This is a genomic window from Variovorax sp. BGA-UO-ETr-C22 (assembly GCF_059567965.1).
The window spans coordinates 1,892,056-1,908,311 of record NZ_JCAQPA010000011.1 but is presented as its reverse complement, the minus strand read 5'-3'; the positions used below and the strand labels follow the sequence as shown (position 1 = coordinate 1,908,311).

The window sequence follows — 16,256 nt, the reverse complement described above, 5'->3', positions numbered from 1 at the left end:
GGCAGGGGCGCATGCCGCTGCTCGACGTGGTCAAGGGCCTGGCCTGTGCGCTGATCGTGGGGCACCACCTGGCGCGCTACGGCCCGATGCCGGCCGGCGCGCAGGTGCTGGCGCCCGATTTCTTCGGCTGGCTGGCGAATGACGGTCGGCTCGCGGTGCAGGTCTTTCTCGTGATCGCCGGCTTCCTGGCCACGGCGAGCCTGGCGCCCGACGGCGTGCTGCGCGTGGACCGGCCGTTCTCGCGGATCTTCCAGCGCTACGGCCGGCTGGTCATGCCGTACCTGGCGGCGCTTACGGTGTGCGTGCTGGTGGCCGAGGTGGCGCGGCCATGGCTGGGTGAAGAGGTGGTGCCGGCAGAGCCGAGCCTCGGTCAGCTGCTGGCGCACGGGCTGCTGCTGCAGGACCTGCTGAACTACGAGTCGCTGTCGACCGGTGTCTGGTACGTGGCGATCGACTTCCAGCTGTTCGCGCTGGCGCTCGCACTGGTCGGGCTGCCCGCCGTGCTGCGACAACCCACTTCGGCCGCGCGCTGGGCGCCGGTGGCGCTGGTGTTCATCGTGGCCGTGGCGTCGCTCGCGCTGTTCAACCGGCAGGCGCGGCTGGACGAAACGGCGTTCTATTTCTTCGGCGCCTACGGGCTCGGCATGCTGGCCTTCTGGGTCGGCCGCGCCACGCGCACCAGCACCTGGTGCAGCGCCGTCGCGCTGCTGGCGCTGGTGGGGGCGGGCGCGCTCGCCATCGACTGGCGCAGCCGCATCGCCATTGCGCTGGTGACTGCGCTGTTGATCGCGGTGGCGCAGCGCCAGCGGTGGCTGTCGCCCGCGCACTGGCCCGCGGTGGCCGTGCCGCTGCAGCAGCTGGGGCGCATTTCGTATTCGCTGTTCCTGATCCATTTCCCGGTGCTGCTCGCCGTGAACGCGCTGGTGGCGGGCCTGGGGCCGCACGGGCCGTGGGTCGACCTGCTGGGCATGGTCGCGACTTTCGGCCTGTCGGTGGGCGCCGCGGTGCTGCTGTACCGCGGGGTCGAAGCCCGGCCGGCCTCGCTGCGCAGCGTCTGCACACTTTTTGCCGCATTGCTCGTCAGCGGCCTCATCGTGTCGTACTGAAGCGCGCCGCACCCGCTGCGGTGCGGCCCTTTTTCTTCCCATTCCTTTGCAAATCTGTTGCCTTCGGGCTTCAGAGCGGGCAGTCTGCGCGAACTGCCCCTGTTGTGTATGATTGTGAATCTTTCAGTAAATACTGAAAATACACAAAATCAAGGAATGACAGAACCATCGCCGCCACGATCGCCGTTGAAGGCTTTCACGTCGCCCGACATCGGCAGCGTGGTGCAAGGCGTCGCGGCGCTCGCGTGGCTGCCGCAGGCGGCGCTGCTGGCGATGGCGGTGCAGGGCCTGGCCAGCGGCGAGGGCATGGCGGCCGTGCTGTGGCCGGCGGTGGGCATCCTCTTGCTCGGCCTGCTGCGCGCGGGCTGCGAAGCCTGGGGCGTGCGCCGCACCTTCGGACGCGCGCGGGCGCAGCTGACGGGCTTGCGTGCACAGACCGCGTCCGCATTGGCGGCGGGTTCGCCGCTCGACCGTGAACGCGCGCCTTCCGGCCTTGCGGCCAGTGTGCTCGCCGAACAGGCCGAGGCGCTGGTGCCGTACCTCGTGCGCTACCAGCCCGCGCGCTGGCGCGCGACGGTGGTGCCGCTCTTCCTGCTCGCGGCGGTGGCCTGGTTCTCGTGGGCCGCGGCGCTGGTGCTGCTGGTGGCGGCGCCGCTGATTCCGATCTTCATGGCCATCGTCGGCTGGCGCGCCAAGGCGGCCAGCGAGGCGCAGATGGTCGAGATGGGCGGCATGAACGCCTTCCTGCTCGACCGCCTGCGCGGCCTGGCCACGCTGCGCGCGCTCGACGCGGTCGATGCCACTGCCGACCGGCTCGGCGCCTCCGCGCAGTCGCTGCGCCAGCGCACGATGGCGGTGCTGCGCATCGCGTTCCTGTCGTCCGCCGTGCTGGAGCTCTTCTCCGCGCTGGGCGTGGCGCTGGTCGCGGTCTACATCGGTTTTCATCTGCTGGGCTCGCTCGGTTTCGGCGCCTGGGGCCAGCAGCTCAGCCTGGGCGAAGGCCTGTTCGTGCTGTTGCTGGCGCCGGCCTTCTTCGAGCCGCTGCGCGAGCTGTCGGCGGTCTGGCACGACCGCGCGGCCGGCGAGGCGGCGCTGCAGGCGCTCGATGATCTGCAAGGCGGCGCGCTGCCGTTGCCCGGCGCGGGCGTCGCGGTCACGCGTGCGGCGACCGGCGTCGCCGGGGCAGGGGCCGCGCCGGCGGTGACGGTCCACGGGCTGCATTTCTCCTGGCCCGGCGAGTCGACGCCGCTCTTCGATGGCTATGAATTGCGCATCGGCGCCGGCGAGCATGTCGCGTTGGCCGGCCCCAGCGGATCGGGCAAGACCGCGCTGCTCTCGCTGCTGGCCGGGCTGATGCCGGCCACGCGCGGCGAGATCGCCATCGGCGGCGTGCCGCTCACCGAACACACGGCCGCCGCATTGCGCCAGCGCACGGCGTGGATGGGGCAGAAGCCCCACGTCTTCGCCGGTTCGGTCGAAGCCAACGTGGCACTGGGCCGTGCCGACATCGGCGCGCCCGAGGTCGCCGAGGCGATGCGTTTCGCGGCGCTCGACGACGTGGCGCAGGCCCATCCCGGCACCGCGCTGGGCGAGGGCGGCAGCGGCCTGTCGGGCGGCGAGGCCGTGCGGCTGGCGCTGGCGCGCGTCGCGGTGCATCCGCATGCCGACCTGATCCTGGCCGACGAGCCCACGGCCCACCTGGACACCGCCACCGCCGCGCGCGTGGCCGACGCACTGGTGGCGCTCGCCCGTGGCCGGACCTTGATCGTCTCGACCCACGACCCGGTGCTGGCCGCGCGCATGGACCGCACCGTGAACCTCGGCCCCGAGCCGCTGGTGGAGAAGGCCGCATGAGCCGCCACGCCACCCGTTCCCCCCGCTGGCGCGACCTGCGCCTCGTGCTGCGTCCCTTCCTCGCGACCCAGCCGCGCGCCTTGCTGTTGGGCTGCCTGCTCGCGGCCGTCACCGTGCTCGCGGGCATGGCGCTGCTGGGCCTGTCGGGCTGGTTCATCACCGCGACCGCGCTCGCCGGCTTGCATGCGGCCACGGCCTTCACCTTCGATGTCTTCATGCCCTCGGCCGGCATCCGGCTGCTGGCGCTCGGGCGCACGGGGTCGCGCTACGGCGAGCGGCTGGTCACGCACGACGCCACCTTCGCCGTGCTCGCCGAGCTGCGCGTGCGGCTGTTCCGCGGCTGGGCACGCCCCGAGGCCGCGCGCGACCTGCTGATGCGGCCGGCGCGGCTGCTGTTCCGCCTCACGGCTGACATCGACGCGCTCGAGTCGCTCTACCTGCGCCTGTTCGTGCCTGCTGCTGCGGCGCTCGGCGCGGCGCTGCTGGCGGGCATCGTGCTCGGCTTCATGCATGTGGGGATGGGCGTGGCGATCGCGCTCTGGCTCTGCGCCGTCGGCTGGGGGCTGGCGTTCCTCATCGCGCGGCGTGCACGGCAGCCGGCGCGGCAACGCGCGCATGCCGTGGAGGCGCTGCGCGCGCGGGCTGTCGACCTGGTCGCAGGCCAGGCCGACCTTGCGATGGCAGGCCGGCTCGACGCCCAGCGCACCGCGCTGATGAATGCCGATGCGCACCTCGCGCAGGCCGATCTCGCACTGAACAAGCTCGAAGCCGCGGCCGGTTTCGCCTACGGCAGCGCGGGCACGCTGACGCTGGTCGGCGTGTTGCTGGCCGTGGGCGCGCTGGTGAGCGAGGGCGTCATCGGCGCCCCCGGCGCGGCGCTCGCGCTGCTGATCGCGCTCACTGCCACCGAACCCTTCGCGGCGCTGCGGCGTGGCGCGCTCGATGCGGGGCGCACGTGGCTGGCCGTGCGCCGGCTGGCGCCACGGCTCGACCCTTCAGTGGAAGAGGGCGCGCGCGCCTCTCGCACCGCACAGACGGCGGCCGTGCAGGTCGACCAGCTCACCGTCATGCACCCCGGCAGCCTGCTCGAAGTGCTCAGCGGCGTGTCGTTGCATCTGAACGCGGGCGAACGCGTCGCGCTGGTTGGCGCCAGCGGCGCAGGCAAGTCCACGCTGCTTTCCGTGATCGCCGGCGACCTCACGCCGCGCGCCGGCCAGGTGCAGGCGCAGCCGGCCTGCCTGCTGACCCAGCGCACCGAACTTTTCCAGGACAGCCTGCGCGACAACCTGCGCCTGGCCGATCCGCAAGCGAGCGACGAGCGCCTGTGGGCCGTGCTGCACGCCGCCGGCCTCGACGCCGACGTGCGCGCGCTGGCCACCGGCCTCGACACGCGCCTGGGCGAAGGCGGCCTGGGCCTCTCGGGCGGGCAGTCGCGCCGGCTCGCGCTCGCGCGGCTGCTGCTGCGCCCGGTGCCGCTGTGGCTGCTCGACGAACCGACCGAGGCGCTCGACGCCGCCACCGCGCACGACGTGCTGCAGCGCCTGGCGCAGCAGGCCGGCCCGCGCACGCTGCTGATCGCCACGCACCTGCGCCGCGAAGCCGCGCTGGCCGACCGCCTCGTGTGCATGGTGCAGGGTCGCATCGTCGCCGACCTGCGCCGTGGCACGGAGGCCTTCGAGGCTGCGCTGCGCGGCCTGCGCCCCGATTGATGAGTTGACCGACCGAGCAACGAACGAACAGAGAACACATAAAGGAAGCCCCCATGGACCTTGACATCGTCGCGCTCTCGCGCCTGCAGTTCGCCGTGACGGCGCTGTACCACTTCCTGTTCGTGCCGCTCACGCTCGGACTGTCGATCATCCTGGCCATCATGGAGACGGTCTACGTGATGACCGGGCGCGTCATCTGGCGCGACATGACCAAGTTCTGGGGCGTGCTGTTCGGTATCAACTTCGCGATGGGCGTGGCCACCGGCATCGTGATGGAGTTCCAGTTCGGCATGAACTGGAGCTACTACAGCCACTACGTCGGCGACATCTTCGGCGCGCCGCTGGCCATCGAAGGGCTCATGGCCTTCTTCATGGAAGCGACCTTCGTGGGCCTGTTCTTCTTCGGCTGGGACAAGCTCTCCAAGGTGGGCCACCTCACGGCCACCTGGGCCGTGGCCATCGGCTCCAACTTCTCGGCGCTGTGGATCCTCATCGCCAACGGCTGGATGCAGAACCCCGTGGGCGCGGCCTTCAACCCCGCGACCATGCGCATGGAAGTGACCGACTTCGCCGCCGTGCTGACCAACCCCGTGGCGCAGGCCAAGTTCGTGCACACCGTGTCGGCCGGCTATGTGTGCGCCGCGGTGTTCGTGCTCGGCGTGTCGGCGTGGTACCTGCTCAAGGGCCGCCACATCGAACTGGCCAAGCGCTCGATGACCGTGGCCGCGTCCTTCGGCCTGGCCGCCGCGCTGTCGGTGGCGGTGCTGGGCGACGAGAGCGGCTACCTCTCGGGCGAACACCAGAAGATGAAGCTGGCCGCCATCGAAGGCATGTGGGAGACGCAGCCCGCGCCCGCCGCCTTCACCGTGATCGGCTTCCCCGACCAGAAGGCGCGCGAGACGCACTACGCGATCCACATCCCGGCGGTGATGGGCCTCATCGGCACGCGCTCGCTCAACACCGTGATGCCCGGCATCGACGAGCTCGTGAAGCGCGCCGAGGCCCGCATCCGCGAGGGCCTGAAGGCCTACGACGCGTTGCAGAAGATCCGCGAGGCCGGCGGCGCCGACAAGGTCACGCAGGGCGTGCGCGGCGACTTCGAGGACAACGGCATCAACATGGGCTACGCGCTGCTGCTCAAGCGCTACGTGGACGACCCACGCCAGGCCACCGACGAGCAGATCGCCAAGGCCGCGTGGGACACCGTGCCGCAGGTGGCGCCGCTGTTCTGGCTGTTCCGCGTGATGGTGGGCATCGGGATGCTGCTGATCCTGCTGACGGGCACCTTCTTCGTGCTGTCGGCGCGCCGTGCGCTCGACCGCCACCGTTGGCTGCTGAAGGTCGCGGTGTGGGCGATTCCGCTGCCGTGGATCGCCATTGAATCCGGCTGGCTGGTGGCGGAGTTCGGCCGCCAGCCCTGGGTGATCGAAGGCGTACTGCCGACCGCGGTGGCCGTGTCGAACCTGGGCGTGACGACCTTGCTGATCACGCTCGCGGGCTTCATCGCGATCTACACGACGCTGCTCATCATCGAGATGAAGCTGATGCTCAAGGCCATCCGCAAGGGCCCTGAGGTCGAGCATGCGCCCACCGAGGGTGATGCGCGCTCGCACATTCCACCGGCGCGTGCCGCCACGTCTTCCTCTTCTGCCTCGACCGGGAGCGCCGCATGATCCTCCACACACTCCTCGACTACGACACCCTGCGCTTCATCTGGTGGCTGCTGATCGGCGTGCTGCTGGTCGGCTTCGCGGTGACCGACGGCTTCGACCTGGGGGCCGGCATGCTGCTGCCCTTTGCCGCGCGCAACGACATCGAGCGGCGCGTGGTCATCAACAGCGTGGGCCCGGTGTGGGAGGGCAACCAGGTGTGGCTCATCCTGGGCGGCGGCGCCGTCTTTGCGGCCTGGCCGCAGCTGTACGCCGTGTCGTTCTCGGGCTTCTACCTGGCGATGTTCGTGATCCTGTCGGCGCTGATCCTGCGGCCGGTGGCCTTCAAGTTCCGCAGCAAGCGCGAGTCGCCGCAGTGGCGCGCGCGCTGGGACGGCGTGCTGTTCTTCAGCGGCTTCGTGCCGGCGCTGATCTGCGGCGTGGCCGTGGGCAACGTGCTGCAGGGCGTGCCGTTCCGCTTCGGCGCCGACATGCACATCTTCTACGACGGCAGCTTCTTCGGCCTGCTGAACCCCTTCGCCATCCTCTGCGGGCTGGTGTCGGTGGCGATGCTGGTGATGCACGGCGCGGCCTGGCTGCTGCTCAAGACCGCCGGGCCGGTGGCCGAGCGCGCACGCAGCTACGGCATGGTCGCGGCGGTGCTCACGCTCGTGTTCTACGCGCTGGCCGGCGTGTGGCTGGCCATGGGCATCGGGGGCTTTCGCATCAGCAGCGTGGTCGACGCGGTGGGCCCGTCGAACCCGATGCTCAAGACCGTCGAGCTGCATGCCGGTGCCTGGATGGGCAACTACGCGGCGCACCCCTGGACCATCGCCGCGCCGGCAGCAGGCTTCGTCGGCACGCTGGGTGCATTGCTCGGGCTGGTGCTGCGCCGGCCGGGGTTCGCGCTGCTCACGGCGGCGCTGGGCATCGCCGGCATCATCCTGAGCGTGGGCGCGTCGATGTTCCCGTTCATCCTGCCCTCGTCGATCGATCCGCGCGCCAGCCTCACGGTGTGGGATTCGTCCTCGAGCCACCTGACGCTGTTCATCATGCTGGTGGTCACCGCGATCTTCATCCCGATCATCGTGGCCTACACCACCTGGGTCTACCACGTGCTGTGGGGCAAGGTCGACGAGCAAGCCATCCGCGACGAGAGCGGACACGCCTACTGAAACGGGAAGGAAAAAGACATGTGGTACTTCGCCTGGATCCTCGGCCTGCCGCTGGCCGCCGCCTTCGCCGTGCTCAACGCCATGTGGTACGAGCTGATGGACGACGAGGCCATCCGCAAGGAAAAGCTCGGCACGCCGGAAACCCCGCAGGGGCAGGAACGGCTGTGAAGGTGTAGCTCTTCGTCCCGCGCGGCTCAGTCTTCGCCCGCGGGGCCCTTGCTCTTCTTTGACGCACCGCCCGTGAGGCGGTCCTTGAGCGTCAGCACTTTCGTCACCGTCGCGCCCATGCCCATGAGCTGCATCGCAGTCTCGGGCGCCAGCCGCTGCACGTCGTCGAACCATTTCATCAGCCGGTCGATCAGGTCGTGCATCTCGCGCATGCGGGCCTGCGCGTGGCGCTCGGCATCGCTGGTGGGCGATTCGAGCAGCGCGTTGCGCAGCATCGAGAGCGTGGGCTCGATCTCGCGGCGGCGGCGCTCCTCGGCCAGCACGCGGAAGATTTCCCACACGTCCTTGGGCGCCTCGAAGTACTCGCGGCGATCGCCCGCGTGGTGGCGCAGGTGCACGAGGCGCCAGGCCTGCAACTCCTTCAAGCCCATGCTCACGTTGGAGCGCGAGAACTCCAGCAGCTCGGCGATCTCGTCGGCATTGAGCGCGCGCTCCGACAAGAAGATCAGCGCGTAGATCTGGCCGACGGTGCGGTTGATGCCCCACTTGCTGCCCATCTCGCCGAAGTGGGCGACGAACTGGCGGTTGAGGGGAGGGAGGTCGGGTGCGGAAGCCATGCGGCGGATTGTCGCGCCGGATTGCTGGACGTACGGAAGTTTCCGAAAACCCAGCAAGGCAGCGGGGTGCATGAATAACTAGTTTCGGTGATGGGTGAGAAACAAATTATTTACAAAAATAAACGTTTCCTGACGGTTTGCCCATTTCTGGTGCATTCGACCTCCCATTTCAAGGTTTTTCTCCCCATGAACAAAGCACATCGCAGCCTCTGGAACTCGTCGTTGGGGGCCTGGGTGGCTGTTTCCGAGAACACCCACGCCCGCGGCAAGAAGAGCCACCGGGCGGTGGCGCGGGCGGCGGGCGCGGCGTCGCTGCTGATGCTGGCCGGGGCGTCGTTCGCGGGGGGCGATGGGGGCGGAGGGGGTTTCCTTATCAACGGCAGCTATGGCGCGGGGCACACGGCGGGCAACAGCACGACCGGTGAAGGCGGTCATGGGGGGCAGGGCGATCAGTCCGCCGCGGGTGCCGCCGGGGGCGCCCTCGGTGCCAACGGAACGAACGGGGCTGCGGCGTCGAGCGGCAACAACCCGGACAGGCTCGACGGCAGTGGTGGCGGCGGCGGCGGTTCCGCCCGGACCGGCTCCGCGCCTGTCACCACCTCGATCAAGGCCGGTAACGGCGGCAACGGGGGGACCGGCGGCTACGCCGGCTCAATAGACCCTGGCGGTGCAGGCGGCGGCGGCGGTGGTGGCAGTGTGCTCGCCACCCAATCGTTCGAAGTCAAGACGACGGGGGTGCTCCTCGGCGGCGATGGCGGCAACGGCGGCGATGCGTTCACAGGCACTTCGTCCCTGAAGGGGACTGGCGGCGGCGGCGGCGCAGGCGTGCTGGTGGTGCCTGTGGGCGGCGTGACGATCACCAACGCCGGCTCAATCGCGGGCGGCAACGGCGGCAAGGGCCTGGCCGCCCGAGGAACCCATCCGATTGTGAACGTGACGGTCTATGGCGGTGCCGGCGGCAACGGTGAAGGCGGCGCGCAGGGCGGCACGCAACTGGGTGCGTATGCGCAGGGCGGCGCGGGCATCGTCGGCAGCAATCTCACCATCGTCAACAGCGGCATCATTTCCGGTGGACTCGCAGGCGACGGGGTGACCCGCGCCAATTCGCTCCAGCTGGGCGGCAGCAACAACTCGCTCACGCTCCAGGCAGGCTCCGTGCTCAACGGCGGCGTGGTCGCCCAGGGCACGGGCAACACGCTGCGCCTGGAAGGTACGAACATCGAGGACGACGCGTTCCAGGGCTTCTCGCGCATCCATGCCGCCAGCGGCAGCCAGTGGGCGCTGACAGGCGCGTTCCTGCCCACGGGCAATCTCGCGATCACCGTTGACGGCAGCGGCGCGACGCCCGCGCAGTTGGCGATGAACGGCTTCATCTCCGGCATCGGCAGCCTCACGGTCGACGGCGGCGGCACACTGGCGCTGGGCAGTCCCAACGCGTACCTCGGCGGAACCACGATCAAGACAGGCACCACGGTGCAGATCGGCACGGCCGGCGCGCTCGGCGCCGGCACGGTCACGCTCGACGGCGGCACGCTGGCCGCCACCTCGAGCCTCGACCTGACCAACAACCTGACCTTCGCGACCGGCCAGCGCAGCACGGTAGCCGCCGCAGGCGGCAAATCACTCGGGATCGGTGGCAGCCTGTGGCTGGGCGCCGGGGCGACCGCCGTCTTCGGTAGCGCCACCGAGAACGGCACTGTGCGCCTGGGCAGCGGCACCACCACCGTCACCAGCAATGCGGCGGTCGTCGTGGCCGGCGGCACGCTGCAGGTGTCGGACGCGGCGCGCGCCGGCACGATCCTCGCCACCGTGGCGTCGACCACCGTGGAGGCGGGGGCCACGCTCGACCTGAACGGCTACACCATCACCATCGGCAACCTGCAGGGCGCCGGCACGCTGAACACCCGGACCGGCGCCGGCTCGGCCCAGGCCACGACGGTGCGGTCCGGCAACTTCTCCGGCGCGATCACCGGCACGGGCCAGCTCGTGAAAACGACGGCGGGCACGCTGACCCTGACGGGCGCCAGCACCTACACCGGCGGCACGACCATCAGCGCGGGGACGCTGCAGATCGGCGACGGCGGCAGCCTCATCGGCAACGTGGTCAACCACGGCACGTTGGCTTTCGACCGCACCGACAGCAGCACCTTCTCCGGCGCCATCAGCGGCGCGGGCGACGTGACGAAATGGGGCGCCGGCACGGTCACGCTCTCGGGCAACAACACCTACCAGGGCGGCACCACCGTTCGCGGCGGCACGCTGCGGTCCGGCACCGCATCGGCCCTGTCGCAGAACACGGCGTACACCGTGCTTGGCGGCGTGCTGGACCTGGGCAGCTTCAACCTGCGTGCATCGAGCCTGTCGGGCACCGCAGGCACCGTTCAGCTGGGCAGCGCCACCCTGACCGTCGGGTCGGCCAACGCCAGCACCACCTTCGCAGGCAGCATCGACGGCACGGGCTCGCTGGTCAAGGAAGGCTCCGGCACCTTGACGCTCTCGGGCTCGAACACCTACACCGGCGGCACGACGGTCAGCGCGGGCACCTTGCAGATCGGCAGCGGCGGCAACAGCGGCAGCATCACTGGCGACGTCACCAACCACGCGACGCTGGTCTTCAACCGCGCCAACGGCACCGCTTTCGCGGGCAACATCAGCGGCGTCGGCAGCGTGACGAAAACCGGCACGGGCATGCTGGTCTACACCGGCAGCGCCACGCACGCCGGTGGCACCACCATCGACGGCGGCACCCTGCAGATCGGCAATGGCGGCACTGTCGGCAGCATCACCGGTAACGTCAGCAACAACGCGGCACTGGTCTTCAACCGATCGAACGATGCGGCTTTCGCGGGCAACATCACCGGCAGCGGCAACGTGACGAAGACCGGCGCGGGCACGCTGGTCTACACCGGCAATGCCTCGCACACCGGCGGCACGACCATCGACAGCGGCACCCTGGAGATCCGCGACAGCGGCAGCATCGTCGGCAACATCGCCAACAACGCCGCGCTGGTGTTCAACCGCAGTGCCGACACCACCTTCGCCGGCAACATCAGCGGCACCGGCAGCCTCCTGCAGAAGGGAGCACGCAAGCTGACCCTGACCGGCGACAACACCTTCACGGGCACCACCACCGTCGTGGCCGGCAACATCCTGCAGATCGGCGCGGGTGGCACCACCGGCAGCATCGCAGGGAACATCGCCAACGACGGCGACCTGGTCTTCGACCGCGCGGACAGCCTGAGCTACGCAGGCGTCATCAGCGGCTCCGGCACCCTGTCCAAGAACGGCGTGGGCGTGCTGGAACTGACGGGCGCCAGCACCTACAGCGGCGCGACCGAGGTCAACGCCGGCACGCTGCGCGTGAACAACACCACCGGCAGCGCCACGGGCACGAGCACGGTGCAGGTCAAGAACGGCGCCACGCTCAGCGGCGGCGGCAGCATCGCGGGCCAGGTCACCATCGCCAACGGCGCGACGCTCGCACCGGGCAGCAACCTCGGCACGCTGACCACCGGCATGCTGCGCTTCGACCCGGGCGCCTTCCTGAGCTACGAGCTGGGCCAGGCGGGCGTGCCGGGTGGCCCGCTCAACGACCTCGTCAAGGTCAACGGCGGCCTCGTGCTCGACGGCACGCTCACCGTGGCGCAATCGGCCGGCGGCACCTTCGGGCCCGGGCTGTACCGCTTGATCAGCTACACCGGTTCGCTGGTCGACAACGGCCTGAACATCGGCACCGCGCCTGCGGGAACGGCCACGGGCGACCTGTACGTGCAGTCGTCGGTGCTCGGCGAGATCAACCTGATCAACAGCAAGGGCGTGTCGCTCGGTTTCTGGGACGGCGCGGGCGGCGACGCCACCCAGTACAACGACGGCAAGATCGGCGGCGGTTCCGGCACCTGGCGCATCGGCCGCTCCGGCCTCAACGACCCGTCCGACAGCTGGACCGGCGCCAACGGCAAGACCAACACCGGCTGGCAGCAGAACCAGTTCGCGCTGTTCGGCGGCGCGGCCGGCACGGTCCGGGTGGACAACACCGGCGGCGCGATCAGCATCGATGGCGCGCAGTTCTCCACCAGCGGCTATCTCGTCACCGGCGACGCGCTGACGCTGGGCAACGCCAACACCGTCATCAAGGTCGGCGACGGCACGGCCTCGGGGGCGCAGATGCAGGCCACCATCGCGTCGGTGCTGACCGGCGCGGGCGGCCTCACGAAGGACGACCTGGGCACGCTGATCCTGAAGGGCGCCAACACCTACACCGGCGGAACGCTCGTGCGCGCCGGCACGCTGCAGGGCGACACCACCAGCCTGCGCGGCGCCATCGTCAACGACGCCCGGGTGGTCTTCGACCAGGTGGCCGGCGGCAGCTTCGCGGGCACGATGAGCGGCGCGGGCAGCCTGCGCAAGATCGGCGGCGGCGAGCTGCTGCTCACCGCGGCCAACAGCTACAAGGGTGGCACGCAGGTCGATGGCGGCAGTTTGAACGTGGGCGCCACCGGCGCGGTCGGAACCGGCCCGGTGTCGGTGAGCGGCGGCGCTGGCTTGTTTTTCAGCGGCAGTGCGCAGGCGGAAAGCCTGCAGATCACGGCGGGCAATGTTCCGCAGGCCAGCGGCGGCTTCGTCCAGTTCCAGGACAACGCCTCGGCTGGCAACGCGATGCTCGTCGCGGGCGCCACCGGCTCGATCGAATTTCGCGGCAACGCGACAGCGGGCAACGCCACCATCGAGAACCGCGGTGGCGAAGTCACCGTCTCGTTCGACGCCACCGCAGGCAAGGCTCACATCACCAACTTCGCCGGCGGCTGGACCAACCTCTGGGACAACGGCTCGGCCGGACAGGCGACGATCGTCAACGAGGACCGCGGCACGTTGGACATTCAGCACGACGCGACGGCCGCTCAGGCGCGTGTGGTGAACAAGGCGGGTGGCACGGTTCGCATCGCCCGACTCGCGGCTGCTGGTACGAGCATCGGCGCATTGGAAGGCGCCGGCCGCGTGCTGCTCGGCGCCAAGGCGCTGACAACGGGCGCTCTCAACACCGACACGGAAATCTCGGGTGTGATCTCCGGTGTCGGTGGCTCGCTCGTCAAGGTCGGCACGGGCACGCTCACGTTGTCGGGCGAGAACACCCACACCGGCGGAACGGCGCTGCGCCAGGGTCGCCTGAACGTGGGCCACAGCCAGGCACTGGGCACCGGCACGCTGTCGATGGACGACGACACCACGCTGGGCTTCAGCGCGAACGGGCTGACGATCGCCAACACGATCAAGCTGACGGGCAACAACGACCCGGTCATCGATACCGGTGCGTTCAGCGGCACGCTGAGCGGTGCGATCAGCGGTGGCGGCTTCATCACCAAGCAGGGCACGGGCACGCTGACGCTGTCGGGCGTCAACACCTACACCGGTGCGACGAACGTGGCGCAGGGCACGTTGAAGGCCGGCGCGGTGAAAACGCTGAGCGCGGCCTCGGCGCACAGCGTGGCCGCGGGGGCCACGCTCGACCTGGCGGGCTTCAATCAGACCGTGGCATCGCTGGCGAACAGCGGCACCGTGTCGCTGGCCGCTGTGATCGCAGGTACGACGCTGACCGTCAAGGGCGCCTACGTTGCCAACAACGGCGTGCTCAAACTGAGCACGGCACTCAACGGCACCGGTCCCTCCGACCGCCTCGTGCTCGATGGCCCCAGCGCCGTCGCCAGCGGCAAGACCCAGGTGCAGATCAGCAACCTCGGCGGCCTGGGCGCACTCACGAGTGGCAACGGCATCGAGGTCATCACCGCACAGAACGGCGCGACCACCACCGCGCAGACCACCAAGGACGCCTTCTCGCTGGCCGGCGGCCACGTCGACGCAGGCGCCTACGAGTACCGCCTGCATGCCGCCGATGCGAAGGGTGCAGGCGAGAGCTGGTACCTGCGCTCCACCACCGACGCGGTGGCGCCGGGCCAACCGGTGGGCGTGCCCGTCGTCACCTACCGCCCGGAAGCCGCGCTGTACGCCGCGCTGCCGGGCCAGCTGCGCCAGGGCAACCTCGCGATGCTGGGCGACGTGCGCAAGCGCGTGGGCGACGACGATGTGAAGGGCACACCGAGCGGATCGGACCGCCGCGCCTGGGCCCGCGTGCTCTCCACCGACATCGATATCCGGCAGGGCGGCACCGTCTCGCCCGTCAGCAAGGGCCGCCTCACCGGCTTCCAGGCTGGCACCGACCTGCTCGCCACGCCGAACTGGCGCGCCGGCCTGTACGTCGGCCAGCTCGACGGCGATGCCCGCGTGAGCGGCTTTGCCAGCGGCATCCGCCACCTCGCGGTGGGCCGCAACGACCTGCGCAGCCAGTACGTCGGCGTGTACGGCACCTACACCGCCGACAGCGGCTTCTATGCCGACGCCGTGGTGCAGTCGGGCCGTCACCGCTACACGGTCGAGCCGATGCTCGGCGCGGGCGTGGGCGGCAAGGGGAACAGCCTGCTGGGCTCGATCGAAGTGGGCCAGTCCTTTGCGATCGGTGGCAGCGGCTGGCGCATCGAGCCGCAGCTGCAGCTGATCCACCACCACATGGACCTGGGCAACTCGGCCATCGTCGGTGCCATCGCGCAACCCCAAGCCGACAGCGGCTGGATCGCCCGCGCGGGCGTGCGGGTCAAGGGCCAGATCGACACCGGCCTGGGCGTGCTGCAGCCCTACGGCCGCGTCAACGTCTACAAGACCTCGAGCGGCACCGACATCGCACGCTTCGTGAACGGCGCGACCACGACCGACATCGCGGCACCGACCGGCGGCACCAGCACCGAACTCGCAGGCGGCTTCACGTTGGCGCTGAGCCAGGCGACCAGCCTGTACGGCGAAGTCGGCAAGCTGTGGTCGTCGGGTGGCGATGCCAAGGTGAAGAGCTCGATCAACGGCTCGCTCGGCGTGCGGGTCAAGTGGTAGGCGGGTAGCTTCAGGCCTCGGGGTCGGGTCCAGGACGCCGCCGGTACGACCCCGGCGCCCCACCGGTCCAGGTCTTGAAGGCGCGCTGGAATGCCGCGCTGTCCGAGAAGCCCAGCTCTTCGGCCAGTGCCGCCAGTGGCACGGTGCTGGTGTTCAGGCGCACGATGGCCACGTCGCGCCGCAGCTGGTCCTTGAGCGACTGGAACGAGGTGCCCTCGGTCGCCAGGTGGCGCTGCAGGGTGCTCACCGACATGTGCAGGCTGCGCGCGGCCGTGGCCAGGTCGGCCCAGGCCGGACGGTGCTGTTGCAGCACGGTGCGCACGCGCGCGCTCACGGCCAGCTCGCCCAACGGCGGCAGGATCACGTGGGCCGGCGCGGCGGCCAGAAAGTCGCGCATGGCCCGCGCGTCGCGGCGGATCGGCGTGGCCAGCGCGCTGGCGTCGAACCACACGGCCGACAGCGGCTGGCCGAACTGCAGCGGCGCGGGAAACACCTTGTTGTAGCGCGCCGCGTAGGGCGGCTGCTCGAAGCCGAAGTCGAAGCGACGCGCCGTCAGCCGGCCGCCGTGCAGCCAGGCAAAGAGCCGCCAGTACACGCGCAGCATCAGCTCGTGCAGGAAGTTCAGCGGCGCGCTCGGCATGCCCTGCACCCGCAGGCCGAAGCCCGCGAGCGGCCCTTCGTGCAGCAGCACCATCTCGAGGTCGTCCTGCAGCAGGCTGAAGGTGCGGGCCACGCGCCGCAGCGCCACTTCGAGCGTGGGGGCGCCCATCGTGGCGCGGGTCATGAGCGCGAAGCTGCCGCAGCGCAGGCGGCGCGACAGGAAGCACAGGGCCTCGTCGTCCAGCCGCTCCATCAGCAGCGCGAACAGCGCCACGTACTGCTCGGCCGTGACCCGCGCGCCCGGCGCGTCGAGCAGGGCGGGGGCGATGCCTGCGTCCTGCAGCGCGGTGTCGATGCAGATGGGCGCGTTGTTGCCGCGCGCGCGCACGCCCGAGAGCATGCCCTGGACGAACACGATCGGGATGGTGACGGGCGGTTGCAGCAT

9 protein-coding genes are annotated in these 16,256 nt (G+C 70.2%); 7 read left to right on the top strand and 2 right to left on the bottom strand.

Annotated features, from left to right (window positions below; all coding sequences use genetic code 11):
• The first annotated feature begins 11 nt into the window (after positions 1-11).
• From AC57B8_RS28955 to cydX, 6 genes are all read left to right on the top strand, one after another.
• Positions 12-1,106 (top strand): acyltransferase family protein, encoded by a 1,095-nt coding sequence (locus tag AC57B8_RS28955; RefSeq protein ID WP_496482245.1) that lies wholly within the window; start codon positions 12-14, stop codon positions 1,104-1,106.
• Positions 1,107-1,262: 156 nt separating this feature from the next.
• Positions 1,263-2,960 carry a thiol reductant ABC exporter subunit CydD gene (gene cydD / locus AC57B8_RS28950; RefSeq protein WP_496481495.1) on the top strand — a complete coding sequence of 566 codons (1,698 nt, stop codon included), beginning with the start codon at positions 1,263-1,265 and terminating at the stop codon, positions 2,958-2,960.
• Entirely contained in the window at positions 2,957-4,669 is a 1,713-nt protein-coding gene (cydC, locus tag AC57B8_RS28945) for a thiol reductant ABC exporter subunit CydC (RefSeq protein WP_496481494.1), read from the top strand. The genes cydD and cydC overlap by 4 nt, the downstream gene beginning before the upstream one ends.
• Positions 4,670-4,722: 53 nt before the next feature.
• A complete protein-coding gene (locus AC57B8_RS28940) occupies positions 4,723-6,342 on the top strand; it encodes a cytochrome ubiquinol oxidase subunit I (protein WP_095947372.1) in 1,620 nt (539 codons plus the stop codon).
• Positions 6,339-7,493: a cytochrome d ubiquinol oxidase subunit II gene (gene cydB / locus AC57B8_RS28935; protein ID WP_062475791.1), complete on the top strand. Its 1,155-nt coding sequence runs from the start codon at positions 6,339-6,341 to the stop codon at positions 7,491-7,493. The genes AC57B8_RS28940 and cydB overlap by 4 nt, the downstream gene beginning before the upstream one ends.
• An 18-nt stretch (positions 7,494-7,511) precedes the next feature.
• Positions 7,512-7,661, top strand: a complete 150-nt coding sequence (cydX, locus tag AC57B8_RS28930; protein ID WP_062475789.1) for a cytochrome bd-I oxidase subunit CydX — start codon at positions 7,512-7,514, stop codon at positions 7,659-7,661.
• Positions 7,662-7,687: 26 nt separating this feature from the next.
• Here the strand turns inward: cydX and AC57B8_RS28925 are convergent, their stop codons facing one another.
• Positions 7,688-8,278 (bottom strand): GbsR/MarR family transcriptional regulator, encoded by a 591-nt coding sequence (locus AC57B8_RS28925; protein WP_496481493.1) that lies wholly within the window; start codon positions 8,276-8,278, stop codon positions 7,688-7,690.
• A 186-nt stretch (positions 8,279-8,464) separates the two neighbouring features.
• Between AC57B8_RS28925 and AC57B8_RS28920 the strand changes: the two genes are divergently transcribed.
• Entirely contained in the window at positions 8,465-15,211 is a 6,747-nt protein-coding gene (locus tag AC57B8_RS28920) for an autotransporter-associated beta strand repeat-containing protein (RefSeq protein ID WP_496481492.1), read from the top strand.
• Between the two features lie 10 nt (positions 15,212-15,221).
• On the opposite strand, the gene AC57B8_RS28915 is transcribed toward AC57B8_RS28920, so the two are convergent.
• Positions 15,222-16,256 carry an AraC family transcriptional regulator gene (locus AC57B8_RS28915; RefSeq protein ID WP_496481491.1) on the bottom strand — a complete coding sequence of 345 codons (1,035 nt, stop codon included), beginning with the start codon at positions 16,254-16,256 and terminating at the stop codon, positions 15,222-15,224.